This is a genomic window from Methylobacterium sp. ARG-1, assembly GCF_001262595.1.
In the GTDB taxonomy this organism is placed as follows: Bacteria; Pseudomonadota; Alphaproteobacteria; order Rhizobiales; family Beijerinckiaceae; genus Methylobacterium; species Methylobacterium brachiatum.
Genome location: NZ_LHCD01000006.1, coordinates 65,210 through 81,085 on the forward strand (window position 1 = coordinate 65,210; position 15,876 = coordinate 81,085).

Here is a 15,876-nt window from a genome sequence, read left to right on the forward strand (position 1 = left end):
TGGCGCCTCTCACGAATAGAGGCGCCAAGTCCCAGAACCTACTTCTCGTAGGAGATCCGGTAGATCGCCCCGGCGGAATCGTCCGAGACCAGCAGCGAGCCGTCGAGCATCACCGCTACGTCCACTGGGCGGCCGAGATACTCGCCGTCACCGGTGAGCCAGCCCTCCGCGAACGGCTTGACCGCGCCGAGCTTCCCGTCCGCGCCCATGGGGGCGAACATCACCCGGGCGCCCACCGGCTCGGTGCGGTTCCAGGAACCGTGCTCGGCGATGAAGATCCCGCCCTTGTACGAGGCCGGGAATTGCTTGCCGTTGTAGAAGGTCATGCCGAGATCGGCGGCGTGGGGCGGCAATTCGGCGACCGGGGGGACGGCGTCGGCGGGCGGGGTCTGGTCCTTGTACTCGACGGTGCGGACCGCGCCGCCGCCGTACCAGGGGAACCCGAAATTCTCGCCGGCCTTGGTGGCGTGGTTCAGCTCGCCCGGCGGCTTGTCGTCGCCCATCCCGTCGACCTGGTTGTCGGTGAACCACAGCGACTTGTCGGCGGCGAAATCCATGCCCACCGAGTTGCGGATACCGGTGGCGAAGACCTCGCGGTTCTTGCCGTCGGCGTCGATGCGGATGATGCCGCCGATGCCGACCTTCTTGTACAGGTCCATCTTCTCGGCCGGGGGCACGTTGTAGGGCTGGCCGAGCGCGATGTAGGTCTTGCCGTCCGCCCCGACCCGGCAGACCCGGGCGGTGTGGTTGAAGCTCTCCTCTGCAGCCGGGATCAGGGCGCCTTCCTTGACCAAGATGCCCGCGGCGACGTCCGGATTTTCATAGAAGAACTCGGCGGCCGGGAAAGCGAGCACCCGGTTCTGCTCGACCACGGTCAGCACGCCGTCCTTCGAGAAGCAGACGCCGTTGGGGATCTTGAACGCGATGCCGGGCGCGAAGGCGCGGACCTCGTCGGCGACCCGGTCCTTGTCGCGGTCGGTGACCGTGTAGACCTTGGTCTTGCGGGTGCCGACGAACAGCACGCCGGCATTGGGGCCGACCGCGATGGCGCGGGCATCCGGCACCACGGCGTAGAGGTCGATCTTGAAGCCCTCGGGCAGCTTGATCTTGCCAAGCGTCTTGCGGATCGCGTCGGCCCGGCGGCCGCTCTGCGGGATCTCGGGAGCGGCCTGGGTGTCGGTGCTGCGGAAGCTCTGGAGCTTCTCGAGGTCGTCGGCCTTGGTCTTCGTCTCGGCCGGCGCCGCACCCTGTGCGAGAGCCGACAGGGCGACGACGGGCAGGGCGACACCCGCCCAGAGCGCGGCGATGATCACAGAGCGCATCTTTATTCGTCCTCCCGCCGCCCTTGGATACGGGCGTTGTCGGAGGAAACGATAGAGTTTCACCTTGGGCCGGCAAGCCGCATCGGTGACGCGGCTCCGCCCCTGTCCCGTGTCAGGCGACCTTGCGGGGGACGAGGCGCTCACTCCCCAGGGCGGCCCGGGCCCCCGACACGCCGGACTCGGTGTATTCCGCGTCCTCGTTGACCTGCCAGACATCGTGCCGGCGTCGGCCGCAGAGGATGTTCTCCACGGTCAGCATCGCGGTCATCATCGCGTGGTCCTGGTTGTTGTACTTGTGCATGCCGTTGCGGCCGACGAGGTGCAGGCTTGGGAAATCCCGCTCCAACTCGCGCCGCACGGTGACGACGTGACCGGCATAATCCTCGTCGTAGACCGGATAGGCCTTGGGCTGGCGGACCACGCAGGCATCGACGACGTCGGCCGGGTCGATCAGGCCGATCTGGCCGATCTCGCGCTTGGCGAGGGCCACCAGCTCGTCGTCCGAGGCGGTCCAGAGCCCGTCGCCTTCAAAGCAGAAATATTCGAGGCCGAGGCAGGTGTGGTCCGCGTCCGGGACCATCTCGGGTGACCAGGAGCGGAAGTTCTGTACCCGCCCGACCTGCACCGACGGATCGTGGATGTAGATCCAGTTATCCGGGAAGTTCGTCCGGGATTTCGCGATGAGCGCGACGGTGAGGAAGTCGCGGTACTTGAGGGAGCGTGCGTTGAAGGTGCTGAGCGGGCGCGGGCGGATCGAATCCACCAGTTCGCGCACCGGTGCGGAGGAGATCACGTGCCGGGCCGTGAAGGTCTCGCGGCTGCCATCGGCGCTGCGAGCCGCCACCGTCCAGATTCCGGTTCCGGCATCGTAGCTGAGGGAATCGACGCCGCGGTCGAGACGCACGCGGCCGCCCTGCGCCTGGATCTTGGCAGCGGCCGCCTCCCACATCATGCCGGGCCCGCGGCGCGGATAGCGGAAGGACTCGATCAGGGTCTTGATCACCGGGCCGCCGGCCTTCGGCGCCTTGCGCAGGCCGAGCGAGCGCTTGATGCCGTCGCGTATCGCCGCGCCGAGATCGAGCCCTTTGATCCGCTGGGCCGCCCAATCCGCCGAAATCGCGTCGCAGGACATGCCCCACACCTTCTCGGTGTAGGTCTTGAAAAAGATCGCGAACAGGCGTTCGCCGAACTGGTTGCGCACCCAGGCGTGGAAGTTCTTGGGGTCGCGCACCGGCCTCATGCGAGCATACAGGTAGGAGGCCACGCAGGCCGCGCTGGTCGCCACGCCGAGATTGCGCAGCGCCTCGAACGCCTTGAGCGGGTAGGCGTAGTATTTGCCGCGATAGTAGATCCGCGACAGCCGCGGCCGCTCAATGAAGTCGTTGGGCAGGATCTCGTCCCACAGATCGACCACGGCCTGGGACTTCGAGAAGAAGCGGTGGCCGCCGATGTCGAACAGGTAGCCGTTATGCGAGACTGTGCGCGAGATGCCGCCGACCTGCGCCGGGTCGCGCTCCAGCACGGTGACCGACCGCCCCTGCTTCGACAGCAGGTAAGCGGCGGTAAGGCCGGCCGGGCCCGCGCCGATCACCAGCGTCTCGGTGTGGTGGCTCATCCCCTGCTCCGGCTGCCGTCGCGGCCGGATCTCGGCCGGCTCGCGCGGAGATTGGGCGCGGATGGTTAAGGAACCGACCCACGGTCGATTGACCGGCCATTAAGCCGGTTCGCGCAGGCTCCATCCCGCGCTCGAGCTCGGCGCGTCCGGGAACCCGCACAGATGCCGCCCGCGGCCGCCGCCTCGCCGGCACGGATCGACACCCGCGCCTTCCTGTGGCTGCTCGTCGCCCTGTCGCTCGCGACGATGCACGCGCCGCAGGACATCTGGGACACGATCCGGCACCTGCGCGTGCCCGATACCGACGACGCCATGCGGCTCGTCGCGGTGCGCGACCTCCTGAGCGGCCAGGGCTGGTACGACAACGTTCAGTACCGATTCCTCCCGCCCGAGGGCGTGGCGAGCCACTGGTCGCGCCTCGTGGATGCGCCGATCGCCGGGCTGATCCGGGTTCTCACGCCGCTTGCGGGACGGCCCCTCGCCGAGGGGCTGACGGCCGCGTTCTGGCCGCTGCTGCTGTTCGGACTGTTCTGCGCCGTGATGTATCGCGGCGTCCGCAAGACCTTCGGCGACCGGGCTGCGATTTTGGCGCTGCTCGTGGCGTCGCAGACCTTCGGGATCGTGAGCCAGTTCCAGCCGGGCCGGGTCGACCATCACAACGTGCAGATCCTGGCGATGCTGGGCTTGGCGTTCTGCCTGATCCGCGGCGGTTTTCGCGCGGGCCTCGCCGGTGGCGGGCTCGCGGCCCTGTCGCTGGCGGTGGGCCTGGAGGGATTGCCCGTCCTGGCGCTCGGCGCCCTGGCCTGCGCCGGCGATTGGTGCTGGCGCGGCCGCCCCGCCCTCCCCTGCCTTGCGGGATTCGGCCTCGGGCTCGGCGTCGCCGCGCCGCTTCCGTTCGCCGCGCAGACAGCCCCCGCCCTCTGGACCGCGACGCGCTGCGACGCGCTTTCCGCGCCGTGGCTGTGGCTTGCCGCCGGCGGCCTCGGCTTCGCGATGGCGGCGACCGTCTTCCGTCGCCATTTGACCACAGCTGGACGGCGCATCGCCCTGGCGACCCTGTGCGGGATCCTTCTGATCGGCGGCTTCGCCCTCGCCTTTCCGGTCTGCCTGGACGGACCGTTCCCCGGAATGACGCCCCTGGTCAGGGAGCATTGGCTGCTCGCCGTCAACGAGATGGCCTCGCTGCCGAAATCCGTTGCGCAGGGGCGGTGGGAGATGCTGGTCTTCTATCCGGTGGTGCTGCTCGCGACTCTGACCGCCACCGGGATGGCCTGGCGCGGCCCGCAGTGTCGCGCTTGGTCGGTAGCGGCCCTGTTCCTGTGGCCGGGGCTGCTCCTCGGCTACGCCCAGTTTCGTGGCCTCTACATCGCCTCGGGCTTCGTGCCGCTGGTGGCGGGGCCGGTGATCGACCGCGCCCTGACGCTGGCCTCGCAAGCCGGCTTCCGTCGCTGGGGCGCGGCCCTGCTCGGCGGGAGCTTGGTCAGCGCGCTGTGGCTGGCTCCGATGGCGCTCGCGGAACGGCTCGTGCCGCCCGCCCGGACCGCGCCCGATCCGGCGGCCACTCTCGCATGCCAGGGCGATGCCGCCGTGCGATCCCTGGCGGGTCTGCCAGTCGGGACCGTCCTGGCGCCGATCGCGCTGGGTCCATCGATTCTGCTGCGGACGCCGCACACCATCGTCGCTGCGCCCTATCACCGGGCGATCCCGGGCCTCACCGCCGCGATCGAGGGGCTGGGCGGGACGCAAGCCGATCTCGACCGCGTGCTCGACGGCTTCCGGGTTCGCTACCTGGTGGCCTGCCCGGGCCGGCCGGCCGAGGACCTCCAGCCTGAGCCGGCCTTCGCCACTCGGCTTGCCCGCGGGGAGGTTGGCTCCGACCGGCTGGAGCCGATCGCCCTGCCGGGCCCGCTGAAGGTCTGGCGCGTGGCGCGGTGAGCCGTCAGAGCAGCCGGCGGTCCAGCCGGATGATCCGGCACGGGTCGCCGGCCTTGGCCGCCGGCTCGTGCGGCGCGCGAAACAGCAACGCCTCGGCGCGGCCGAGGACCGCCAGCATCGAGGAATCCTGGCGCTGCTCGGGCGAGGCCACGGGCAGCCGGCCGGGCTCGATGGCGAGGCTCGCGCGCATGTAGTCGGCGCGGCCGTCATTGGCCGGCAGGTCGCGGCCGAGCGTGGCCGGCTCGCTGCGGTCGGCCCCGGCCTGGGGGTCGCCCTGCAGGGCGCGGATCGCCGGCACGACGAACAGCAGGCCGCAGACGATCGACGAGACCGGATTTCCCGGCAGGCCGATCACCAGCATGTCACCGAGGCGCCCGTGCATCAGCGGCTTGCCGGGCCGGAGCGCCACCCGCCAGAACCCCAGTTCCAGCCCTTCCTTGGCGAGCGCCGCCTGGACGAGGTCGTGATCACCCACCGAGGCGCCGCCGAGCGTGATCAGCAGGTCTGCCCGGGCTTCGCGGGCCCGACGGAAGGCGTTCTCCAGAGCGCCGTGATCGTCCGCGGCGATCCCGAGATCGATGATCTCGGCGCCCGCGTCAGACGCGAGCGCGGCTAGCGCCAAGCTGTTCGAGGCGACGATCTGGTCCCAGGCCGGCTCGGCGCCGGGCTCGACCAGCTCGTCGCCGGTGGCGAGAATCCCCACGCGCGGCCGACGCCGGACCGACAGGCGCGGATGACCGGCCGCCGCCGCCAGCGCGAGACGCCTAGCGTCGAGAGTCATGCCAGCGACCAGCAGGGTCTCCCCGGCAGTGAAGTCGAGGCCCGCCCGGCGGATGAAGCGGTTCTGTTCGACGGGCTCGACGACCCGGACGGTCTCACCCTCGGCCTGGGCGTCCTCCTGGATCAGGATCGCGTCGGCGCCCTCGGGCACGGGGGCGCCGGTGAAGATCCGCACCGCCTCGCCGGGGCCGATGCCGCCGGAGAAGCCGTGTCCCGCCGCGCTGGTCCCGATCAGCTTCAGGCTCGCGCCGGCCGCAGAAGCGTCGGCGAAGCGGACAGCGTAGCCGTCCATGGCGGAGGCCGGAAACGGCGGCTGCGTGCGGGAGGCGGCGACATCGGCCGCCAGCGTCCGGTTAGCGGCCTGGGCCAGGGAAACGGTCTCCGCCTCGACCGGGCCGGACACGCTCGCCAGGACCCGCGCCAGCGCCTCGGCGACCGGGATCAGGCCACTCATGCGTCGGGCGCCCGGTAGGACCCGGAGCGCCCGCCGTCCTTGGCGACAAGCCGAATGCCTTCGATCCGCATGCCGCGATCCACCGCCTTCACCATGTCGTAGACCGTGAGGCAGGCCACCGAAACGGCGGTCAGCGCCTCCATCTCGACGCCGGTCGGCCCCTGAACCCGCACCTCGGCGGTGATGCGCAGGCCCGGCAGCGCATCGTCCAGCTCGCACTCCACCCGGACCTTCGAGAGCAGCAGCGGGTGACAGAGTGGGATCAGTTCGTGGGTGCGCTTGGCCGCCATGATCCCGGCGAGCCGGGCGGTGCCGACGACATCGCCCTTCTTGGCATCGCCCTCCCGGATGAGCGCCAGGGTCTCCGGTCGCATCACCACGCTGCCCTCAGCCCGGGCGGTCCGGTCGGTGGCGGGCTTGTCGGTGACGTCGACCATGTTGGCCGCGCCCGTGGTGTCGAGATGGGTGAGCGTCGAACCGGGCTCCATGCTCAGCCCTTCTTCTTGTCGTCTTGCTTCTTGGCCTTGCCGGCCTTGGCGTCCGGCTCCGGTCCGCCGGCCGCGCCGAACAGCAGCGTCCGGGTCGCCGCGGTCACGTCCGCCTGCCGCATCAGGCTCTCGCCGACCAGCACGACGCCGAGGCCGTGCTGGCGGAGCCGCTCGACATCGGCATGGCCACCGATGCCGCTCTCGGCCACGGCGATCCGGTCCCTGGGAATGCCAGGGCTCAGGCGAATGGCGGTGTCGAACGAGACCTCGAAGGTCTTGAGGTTGCGGTTGTTGATCCCGATCAGGGCCGTGCCCAGCGGCAGCGCTCGGGTCAGCTCAGCCTCGTCATGCACCTCGACCAGCACGTCCATGCCAAGCTCGTGCGCGGTGGCGACCAGCGCCTCGGCCTCTTCGTCGTCGAGGCAGGCCATGATCGCGAGGATGCAATCGGCGCCCCAGGCCCGCGCCTCGTAGACTTGGTAGGGCTCGAACAGGAAGTCCTTGCGCAGGACAGGCAGCCCGCAGGCCGCCCGCGCCTCGGTGAGGTATTCCGGCCGGCCCTGGAACGAGGGCTCGTCGGTCAGCACCGACAGGCAGGTGGCGCCGCCGGCCTCGTAGGCGGCGGCCAGCGTCGCTGGGGCAAAATCCTCCCGGATCAACCCCTTGGAGGGCGAGGCCTTCTTCACTTCGGCGATCAGGGCCGGGCGCCCGGCGGCGAGATGGGTCCGGATCGCCGCCGCGAAGCCGCGCACCGGCTCAGCCTGGGCGGCGCGGCGCTCCAGCTTGGCCAGCGGCACGCGCAATTTCGCCTCGGCGATCTCGCGGCGCTTGTAGGCCTCGATCCGGGCCAGCACGTTGGGCCGCTCGGGCGGCGCCTCGGCAGACCCCGCCTGGGGCACCGATTCCTGCGTGAGCGTGCTCATCGGCACTCCTGCCCGTTCGAGCGATCGTTCGAGGCCCGGACCAGGCGGGCAAGGGTTTCGCGCGCCGCCCCGGAATCGACAGCATCCTGAGTCCGCGCGAGCCCGTCCACCAGGGTCGGAACGGCCCCCGCGACGACGAGAGCCGCGCCTGCATTGAGAACGGCGATGTCCCGGTAGGCGTTGCGTGCGCCCGCCAGGACGGCTTGCAGCGCCCGGGCATTATCGGCGGGATCGCCGCCGCGCAGCTCTTCCGGCGCCCGGAGCGTCAGGCCAAGTTCGCGCGGGTCGATGGTGAAGCGGCTCAGGTGGCCGTTCTCGAGGGCGACCACCCGGGTCGGCCCGGTGACGGTGATCTCGTCGAGCCCGTCCAAGCCGTGGACGGTCCAGACCCGGCGGCTGCCGAGCTCGGCGAGCACCCGGGTCAGCGGCTCGGCCAGTGCCTCCTGGGCGACGCCGAACAGCTGGTAGGCGACGCCCGCCGGATTGCACAGGGGACCCAGCAGGTTGAAGATCGTCCGGACCGGAAGCTCGGAGCGCACCGACGCAACATGACGCATGGCGCGGTGATGGGCCTGGGCGAACAGGAAGCACAGATTGGCCTCGGCGAGGCACCGTGCCTGCCCCTCCGCATCGAGGCCGAGCTTCACGCCGAGCGCCGCCAGCACGTCGGCGGCGCCGGAGCGCGAGGTCGCGGCGCGGTTGCCGTGCTTGGCCACCGGCACGCCACAGGCCGCGACTAGGATGGCGGCGAGCGTCGAGACGTTGACGCTGCCGGAATGATCGCCGCCGGTTCCGACCACATCGACGGCGTTGTCGGGCGCGGCGATCCGGGTCATGCGCGCACGCATTGCCTCGGCCGCGCCGACGATCTCCTCGATGGTCTCGCCGCGCACCTTGAGGGCGGCCAGGAACGCGCCGGCCTGGACGGGCGTGACCTCGCCCGACAACAGGTCGTCGAAGGCCGCGCGCGCTTCCGCACGGTCGAGGGCCAGGCCCCCGGCGACCTTGGCGAGATGGGGTCTGAAACTGTCCATGCGCTCTGTCGGAAGGCCGCCCCGGCCGTCCGGCGTCAATGCACGTCGGGGCGGGCTCTGTCACGCGCCGCGTTCCACGCGGCGGCGAGATCCAGGAAGTTCTTCACGATCTCTGTGCCGTGCTGCGACCGGATGCTCTCGGGGTGGAACTGCACCCCGTGAAGCGGCCGCTCGGCATGCTCCAATCCCATGATCAGGCCGTCCGCCTCGGCAGTGACCCGCAGGGTCTTGGGGCAGCTCACGCGGTCGACCACCAGGGAATGGTAGCGCGTCGCCTCAAAACTGTCGTTCAGCCCCCGGAACAGGCCGCTGGCGCCATGCTGGATGGTCGAGACCTTGCCGTGGAGCGGCAGCGGCGCGCGGATCACGTCGCCGCCGAAGGCCTGCCCGATCGCCTGGAGGCCGAGGCAGACGCCGAAGATCGGGATCTCGTCGGAGAGATCGCGCACCACGTCGAGGCAGATGCCCGCTTCGTTCGGCGTGCACGGGCCGGGCGACAGCACGATCGCGTCCGGCGCCTTGGCGCGGATGTCGGTAACGGTCAGCGCATCGTTGCGGGCGACCTCGACGGCGCCGCAGAGCGGGCCGATCAGGTGCACGAGATTCCATGTGAAGGAATCGTAGTTGTCGATGACGAGGACGTTGGACATCGCGGCGGCACGCTCGGGCATTTTCGCGATGTGAGCCCTCTCACCCGCGGGGTCAACCTGCCCTATTGCCCACGCTTGGCCTGCGCGGCGAACCGCACCGCCTCCTCGGCGGCCCGGAACAGGGCCTTAGCCTTGTTGACGCATTCCTGCTGCTCGGAGGCCGGGTCGGAATCGTAGACGATGCCGGCGCCGGCCTGGACGTGCATCCGCCCGTCCTTTACCACGGCGGTGCGCAGGACGATGCAGGTGTCCATCTCGCCGCGGGCGCCGAAATAGCCGATGCAGCCGGCATAGGGCCCGCGCTTCTCGTGCTCCAATTCGTCGATGATCTCCATGGCCCGCACCTTCGGGGCGCCGGAGACCGTGCCGGCCGGGAAGCCTGCCGCCAAAGCGTCGAGGGAATCATGGCGTGGGTCGAGGTCGCCCTCGACATTCGACACGATGTGCATGACCTGGCTGTAGCGCTCGATGAAGAACGAATCGGTGACCCGCACGGTGCCGATCTTCGAGACCCTGCCGGCATCGTTGCGGCCGAGATCGAGCAGCATCAGGTGCTCGGCGCATTCCTTCGGGTCGGCCAGCAGCTCGGCGGCCAGGGCCACGTCCTCGGCCGGGGTCGCGCCGCGACGGCGCGTTCCCGCGATCGGCCGGACCGTGACGGTGCCCTCGCGCACCCGCACTAGGATCTCCGGCGACGAGCAGACGATCTGGAAGGCCTCGAAGTCGAGGTAGCAGAGGAACGGGGCCGGGTTGGTCCGACGCAGCGACCGGTACAGGCTGTAGGCGGGCAGCGTGAACGGCGCCGAGAAGCGCTGGGACAGCACCACCTGGAACACGTCGCCCGCGACGATGTACTCCTTGGCCCGCGCCACCATGGCGGCGAAGGCCTGCGGCGACGTGTTCGAGACCGGCTCGGGATGCGCCACCGTGGACAAGTCCACTCGGGCGTCCACCGGCAGCGGCCCTTCCAGGGCTTCCGCCACCCGGTCGAGGCGCGCGAGCGCGGCCTCGTAGGCGGCACGAGCAGTGACGCCGGGCGCCGGGCGGACGGGTGAGATGACGGTGATCTGGTCGCGGATCGAATCGAACACCACCATCACGCGCGGGCGCATCAGGATCGCGTCCGGCACGCCCAGGGGATCCGGGTTCGGCTCGGGCAGCCGCTCCATGGCACGGACCATGTCGTAGCCGAGATAACCGAACAGGCCGGCAGCCATCGGGGGCAGGTCCTGCTCGTCGGATCCGCCGATTGCGCTCTCGGCGATCAGGGCCCGGAGGCTCGCGAGCGGCGTCCGGTCGTCCGGCTCGAACGCGTCGAGGTCGGCGCCCCGGGCGATGGCGGGGGCGCCGTCGCGGCAGCGCCAGATCAGGTCCGGATCGAGCCCGATCATCGAGTAGCGGCCGCGCACCGCGCCGCCCTCCACCGATTCGAGCAGGAAGGCCGGGCCGAAATGCCGGGCGCGCAGCTTGAGGAACGCCGCCACGGGCGTCTCGAGATCCGCCACGAGGTTCAGCTCGACGAGGCTCGGCTGGCCGGCCTCGTAGCGTCCGGCAAACGCCGCGTAGTCAGGCGCCTCGGCCATGGCCCTCAATACTCTCCGCCGATGGCGCGGCGCAGGGCCGCCTGGTCGATCTTCACGCCGGCGTTCTTCTGGACCTCTGAGATGTACTGGGACAGCACGTCGTCGGCGAGCGCGGCCTGGAAGTTCTTGGTGATGGTCTTGTCGGCCTGGGTGTCGACCACGAAGGCCGGCATCGTCGCCGCCGTGACCTTGAACACCGCCCGCGAATCGCCCGCCGCCGCAGTGCCGGCCTTGCCGACCGGGGTCGCGAAGATCAGGTTCACGTCGTCGGCTGTGAGCATGTCCTTGGCCTGGTTGCGGGCGAGGTCCTGCGCCTCCTGGGTGTTGACCCCGACCTCTTGGGCGACCGCCTCGATGGTCGCGCCGCCGTTGAGCTTCTCGACCAGCTCACGCCCCTTGGCCTGGAGGCGCTTGGCGATCTCCGCGGCGGTCCAGCCGGCCTTCACGCCGTCCCGGACCTCGTCGAGGGGCTTGTCGTGCGCGGCGTCGATGCCGGTGACGTCGTACCAGACATAGCCGCCCGACTTCGTGCGCAGGGGCTCGTTGTCGCCGCCGATCTCGGCGCGGAACAGGGCCGGCAGGGTCGTGTCCGGGTCCGGGATGTCGGCGACGCGCTGGCCGTCCGGGCCCTTGCCCTGGGGATCGACCGCCTTGACGGTCACGAGCTTCAGCCCGCGCTCGGTGGCGATGTCGGCGAGCGGCTTGGCGCCGGCGCGCTGATCCTCGATCGCGTCGCGGGTCGTCTCCATGGCGTCCCGGGCGCGGCTGAGTGCTAGGTTCTTGCGGATCTCGCCCTCGACCTCCTCAAGCGGCTTGACCGTGCCGGGCTCGATCTTGGTCACCCTCAGCAGCACCGTGCCGAACCGGCCCTGGACCGGCTGGCTCACGCCGCCCTCGGGCAACGCGAAGGCGGCATCGGCCACGACCTTGTCGAACAATTCGGCCTTGGTCAGCGTGCCCAGGGTCAGGTCGGTGCCGCCGGTGCGGCGCTCCTCGGCGACGGCCTCGAAAGTCTTCGAGCCGTCCTCGATCGCCTTGCGGGCGGCCTCCGCGGCGGCGGCGTCCGGGAACACGATCTGCTGGATCGTGCGCTTCTCCGGGCTGCCGTACCGGCCCTTGTTCAGCTCGTAGGCGGCCTTGGCATCCGCATCGGTAATCGACTCGGGCTTCGCCATCGCCTCGGGATCGACCACCAGCAGGGTGGCGGCGCGGAATTCCGGCGCCCGGAAGCCCGACTTGTTGGCATCGTACCAGGTCTTCAGCTCGTCCTCGGTCGGGGCCGGGATCTCCCCGGCCACGGAGGGCGTCAGCATCAGATAGGCGGCCGAGCGGCGCTCGGTCGAGTAGCGGTGGACCGCCTCGCGCATCGCCGCCGGGACATGAAGGTCGGACGACACGGCTTCGGCCAGCTGCAGACGGGCGATGACGGCGCGCTGCTCGCGCACGAACAGGTTCTCGTTCAGGCCGGCGCGCTGAAGGGTCTGGTAGAACAGCGTCGGGTCGAATTGGCCCTGGGCGTTCTGGAAGCTCTTCTCGTCATGGATCGCCCGGATCACAGACGCGTCCGGCACGCCGAGGCCGAGATCATGCGTCTTCTGGTCGAGCGCCGCCTCGGTGACCAGCTGCGACATCACCGCCCGGTCGAGGCCGAGCATGCGCGCCTGATCGGGGGTGAGCGCGCGCTTCAGCTGGGCCTGATAGCGCTGTAGCTGGTTCTGGTAGGCCTGGCGCACCTGCTCGGCGGTGATCGGCGTGCTGCCCACCGTGGCGACGTTGTTGCTCGAGCCGCCGCGGAAGAACTCCTCCACGCCGAAGATGCCCACGCCCGCGATCAGCAGCGCGAAGATGATCGTCAAGACGATCTTGCCGAGCCAATGCTGGCTGGCGTTGCGGATGCCCTGAAGCATGATCTGTGATCGGATACCTTCGGCCTTCGACCCGTCGCCGGGCCGGTGCCATCCCTGAAAGGCGTCCGCGATAGACCATTCGCGTCCACAGGCAAAGGCTCAGCCTATCGGACGGTTTGCGCGCTCAAGCTCGCTCTGGTAGGCCCCGCCGACCCCGGAAAAGCCGAGGCGGCACGGGGGTGAGGCGAGGGCTAGGGATGACGCAGACGGGGCGGAAACCGCTGGTCGCCGGCAACTGGAAGATGAACGGGACGCGGGCATCGATCAAAGTGGTCGAGGCGATCCGCGACGGGATCACGCCGGAGCTTGCCGCCCGGGTCGACGTTTTGATCTGCCCGCCCGCGACGCTGATCGGCTCCTGCGTGGCGGCGACCGCCGGATCGCCGATCGCCATCGGCGGTCAGAACCTGCATGCGCGGCCGAGCGGCGCCTTCACCGGCTCGATCTCGGCGGAGATGCTCGCCGATCTCGGCGCCAAGTACGTGATCGTCGGCCATTCCGAGCGCCGGGCCTACCACCACGAGACCGATGACGGCGTCCACGCCAAGGCACTGGGCGCCCGCCGGGCCGGCCTGTGCGGGATCATCTGCGTCGGCGAGACCATCGAGGAGCGCGAGCAGGGTCGCGCCCTCGACATCGTTCGCGCCCAGCTCGCCATCGGGCTGCCGAAGGGCGCGACCGCGGCCGACACGGTGATCGCCTACGAGCCGGTCTGGGCGATCGGCTCCGGCCGCACCCCGACGCCGCGCGACATCGCCGAGGTCCACGCCTCCCTCCGCGAGATGCTCGACAAGCTCGTCGGCGATGAGGCCCAACGGATTCGCATCCTCTACGGCGGCTCGGTGAAGCCCAGCAACGCCCGCGAGCTGATGGCGGTGGAGAATGTCGACGGCGCCCTGGTCGGCGGCGCGAGCCTCGTGGCCGAGGACTTCCTGGGGATTTGCGCCGCCTACGCGTGAGGCGCCGGGGTTCTCGGAGCTGTCACACGATCCTGCTTTGAGGGGCGTGACGACATCCGACCAAGAAGCCCGACATGACGATCGACCATGCCTCCGCGGATCCCACGATTGTGGAGATGATCCGCCGCGAAATCCTCGACAGCTACGACGAGGAGATGGAACTCGGCTTCGAGGATGACCGCCTCGACAGCCTCGAAGGCGGATCGGATTCGGGCCTCGACCGCAGGCGCTACTTCCGCGACCTCCTGCACCTCCAGCACGAGCTGGTCCGTCTCCAGGACTGGGTCCAGCACAAGAAGCTGCGCGTCGTCGTCCTGTTCGAGGGACGCGATTCGGCCGGCAAGGGCGGCGTGATCAAGCGGATTACCCAGCGCCTGAACCCGCGCGTCTGCCGCGTCGTGGCCCTGCCTGCGCCGAGCGAGCGCGAGCGCACGCAATGGTACTTCCAGCGCTACGTCACCCACCTGCCCGCGGGCGGCGAGATCGTGCTGTTCGATCGGTCCTGGTACAACCGCGCCGGCGTCGAGCGGGTCATGGGCTTCTGCTCCGAGGCCGAGGTGGAGGAGTTCTTCCGCTCCGTGCCCGAGTTCGAGCGCATGCTCGTACGCTCGGGCATCATCCTGTTGAAATACTGGTTCTCGATCACCGACGAGGAGCAGGCCCTGCGCTTCCACATGCGCATCACCGATCCGCTGAAGCAGTGGAAGCTCTCGCCGATGGATGTCGAATCCCGCCGGCGGTGGGAGGATTACACCCGCGCCAAGGAGGACATGCTGGCCCGCACCCACATCCCGGAGGCGCCCTGGTGGGTCGTCGAGGCTGTGGACAAGAAGCGCGCGCGGCTGAACTGCATCAGCCACCTGCTCGAGCAGATCCCCTACGAGACCGTCGAGCATCCGCCGGTTCACCTGCCCGAGCGGGTACGCCACGCGGATTACCTCCGCACGCCGACCCCGCCGGAGATGCTCGTCCCCTCCCGCTACTGACCGGACTCGACGCGCGTCAGAGCTTGAACGCCTGGCGCGCCATCAGCCGCCAGCGGCCGCCGTCCCGGCGCCAGACCTGCAGGACCCCGATATGGACCGAGGCGGTCTTGCCGTTCGAGACGGCCTCCCCGGAGAAGACGTGCCGGACGATCGCGTCCTCCCCGATCAGCGAGGCCGAACGGTCCGACAGGGTGATGCTCGGGAAGCGCGAAGCGCCGCTGGTCAGCGCCGCGATGAAGGCCGCCTTGTCCTGAACCACGCCGCTCGAATGGCCGTAGCTCAAGCCGTCGAGCGTCAGGGTGTCGAGGGCGGCGCCGTCCGCCGCGAGCAGGGCCTGGGTCAGGGAATCCACGGCCGCCTCGACCTCGGCGGCCTGCGCGGCGTTGGTCGTCCCGGCGGCGAAGCCCGGCGTCGGGTGGATCAGGATGGGCGCGGCGGCGGCGATGGCGAACGCGACAGCGAGCGCCGAACGGCGAGATAGGGTCATGGCGGGCCTCCCGGGCGGGGCGGCGTGTTGCGTGAGCCGCCCTTCCTGCCCGACAGAGCACGACGGCCGGCGCGGCGCGAGAGCTGCGGGCGACACCGCGAGGCCGATCGTCAAGTTGGCGGCGGCCGGCGAGTGGTGTATGGCCGGCACAGATTTGCGACCGGCGCGCCAAGTCTAACGTTTGGCACCGGTCGCCGCGCCCGCCGCCGGACCGGTCTCTCGGGACCGGCGCGCAAGGCCGAACCAGATTCCGGAACACCGATGCAGACCGTCCTGATCGTCGTCCACCTCATCATCGTGCTGGCGCTGATTGGCGTCGTGCTGCTCCAGCGCTCCGAAGGCGGGCTGGGCCTCGGCGGTGGTGGTGGTGGTGGCGTCGCGGGCTTCATGACCGGCCGCGGCCAGGCCAACGCCTTGACGCGCGCGACCGCGATCCTGGCCGCCCTGTTCTTCACCACCAGCATGCTGCTCGCCGTGATGTCGCACCGTTCGGCGGCGCCGAAGTCGATCCTCGACACGGGCGCGTCGACACCTGCCGGCCAGCCGGCCAAGCAGCCCACCGGCGCCGACAACCTGCTTGACACCCTCCGCCAGCAGCAGGACCGGGCGCCCGCCACCGCCCCGGCCCAGCCGGCCGTGCCCGAGGCGCCGCAATCGCGCTGACGCCCACCTGACCGGCATCGAGCGCGCAGTGCCGGAACGGATGCCGATCTGGAATCCAGTGCGAGCCGTGGGTCAAGCATCCAGGGTCTG

14 protein-coding genes are annotated in these 15,876 nt (G+C 70.2%); 4 read left to right on the forward strand and 10 right to left on the reverse strand.

Annotated elements, in window-relative coordinates; genetic code table 11:
• Positions 1-38 precede the first annotated feature (38 nt).
• Together AKJ13_RS08805 and AKJ13_RS08810 are read right to left on the reverse strand one after the other, a co-directional pair.
• Positions 39-1,322: a PQQ-dependent sugar dehydrogenase gene (locus AKJ13_RS08805; RefSeq protein ID WP_050732999.1), complete on the reverse strand. Its 1,284-nt coding sequence runs from the start codon at positions 1,320-1,322 to the stop codon at positions 39-41.
• 112 nt (positions 1,323-1,434) lie between these two features.
• Positions 1,435-2,937 (reverse strand): NAD(P)/FAD-dependent oxidoreductase, encoded by a 1,503-nt coding sequence (locus tag AKJ13_RS08810; RefSeq protein WP_050733000.1) that lies wholly within the window; start codon positions 2,935-2,937, stop codon positions 1,435-1,437.
• Between the two features lie 162 nt (positions 2,938-3,099).
• Between AKJ13_RS08810 and AKJ13_RS08815 the strand changes: the two genes are divergently transcribed.
• On the forward strand, positions 3,100-4,872 hold the full coding sequence (locus tag AKJ13_RS08815) for a hypothetical protein (RefSeq protein WP_050733001.1): 1,773 nt from the start codon (positions 3,100-3,102) through the stop codon (positions 4,870-4,872).
• A gap of 4 nt (positions 4,873-4,876) precedes the next feature.
• On the opposite strand, the gene glp is transcribed toward AKJ13_RS08815, so the two are convergent.
• From glp to AKJ13_RS08850, 7 genes are all read right to left on the reverse strand, one after another.
• Positions 4,877-6,106: a gephyrin-like molybdotransferase Glp gene (glp, locus tag AKJ13_RS08820; RefSeq protein WP_050733002.1), complete on the reverse strand. Its 1,230-nt coding sequence runs from the start codon at positions 6,104-6,106 to the stop codon at positions 4,877-4,879.
• Entirely contained in the window at positions 6,103-6,594 is a 492-nt protein-coding gene (gene moaC, locus AKJ13_RS08825; RefSeq protein ID WP_050733003.1) for a cyclic pyranopterin monophosphate synthase MoaC, read from the reverse strand. The genes glp and moaC overlap by 4 nt, the downstream gene beginning before the upstream one ends.
• A 2-nt stretch (positions 6,595-6,596) precedes the next feature.
• Positions 6,597-7,517, reverse strand: a complete 921-nt coding sequence (gene trpC, locus AKJ13_RS08830) for an indole-3-glycerol phosphate synthase TrpC (RefSeq protein ID WP_050733004.1) — start codon at positions 7,515-7,517, stop codon at positions 6,597-6,599.
• Complete coding sequence (gene trpD, locus AKJ13_RS08835) at positions 7,514-8,551, reverse strand: anthranilate phosphoribosyltransferase (protein ID WP_050733005.1); 1,038 nt, start codon at positions 8,549-8,551, stop codon at positions 7,514-7,516. Before trpD ends, trpC begins: the two co-directional genes overlap by 4 nt.
• Positions 8,552-8,586: 35 nt before the next feature.
• Positions 8,587-9,201, reverse strand: coding sequence for an aminodeoxychorismate/anthranilate synthase component II (locus AKJ13_RS08840; RefSeq protein WP_050733084.1), 615 nt, complete (start codon positions 9,199-9,201; stop codon positions 8,587-8,589).
• A 62-nt stretch (positions 9,202-9,263) separates the two neighbouring features.
• Positions 9,264-10,784, reverse strand: a complete 1,521-nt coding sequence (trpE, locus tag AKJ13_RS08845; RefSeq protein ID WP_050733006.1) for an anthranilate synthase component I — start codon at positions 10,782-10,784, stop codon at positions 9,264-9,266.
• Between the two features lie 5 nt (positions 10,785-10,789).
• Positions 10,790-12,691, reverse strand: a complete 1,902-nt coding sequence (locus tag AKJ13_RS08850; protein ID WP_050733007.1) for a peptidylprolyl isomerase — start codon at positions 12,689-12,691, stop codon at positions 10,790-10,792.
• A 197-nt stretch (positions 12,692-12,888) separates the two neighbouring features.
• Here AKJ13_RS08850 and tpiA point away from each other — a divergent pair, with 197 nt between their 5' ends.
• On the forward strand, positions 12,889-13,650 hold the full coding sequence (gene tpiA / locus AKJ13_RS08855) for a triose-phosphate isomerase (RefSeq protein WP_050733008.1): 762 nt from the start codon (positions 12,889-12,891) through the stop codon (positions 13,648-13,650).
• Between the two features lie 74 nt (positions 13,651-13,724).
• Entirely contained in the window at positions 13,725-14,636 is a 912-nt protein-coding gene (gene ppk2 / locus AKJ13_RS08860; RefSeq protein WP_082316897.1) for a polyphosphate kinase 2, read from the forward strand.
• 16 nt (positions 14,637-14,652) lie between these two features.
• Here the strand turns inward: ppk2 and AKJ13_RS08865 are convergent, their stop codons facing one another.
• A complete protein-coding gene (locus AKJ13_RS08865) occupies positions 14,653-15,123 on the reverse strand; it encodes a nuclear transport factor 2 family protein (protein ID WP_050733009.1) in 471 nt (156 codons plus the stop codon).
• Between the two features lie 261 nt (positions 15,124-15,384).
• On the opposite strand from AKJ13_RS08865, the gene secG reads away from it, so the two are divergent.
• The gene (secG, locus tag AKJ13_RS08870; RefSeq protein WP_050733010.1) at positions 15,385-15,786 is read left to right on the forward strand and encodes a preprotein translocase subunit SecG; all 402 of its coding nucleotides are present in this window, start codon (positions 15,385-15,387) and stop codon (positions 15,784-15,786) included.
• Positions 15,787-15,876: the final 90 nt, after the last annotated feature.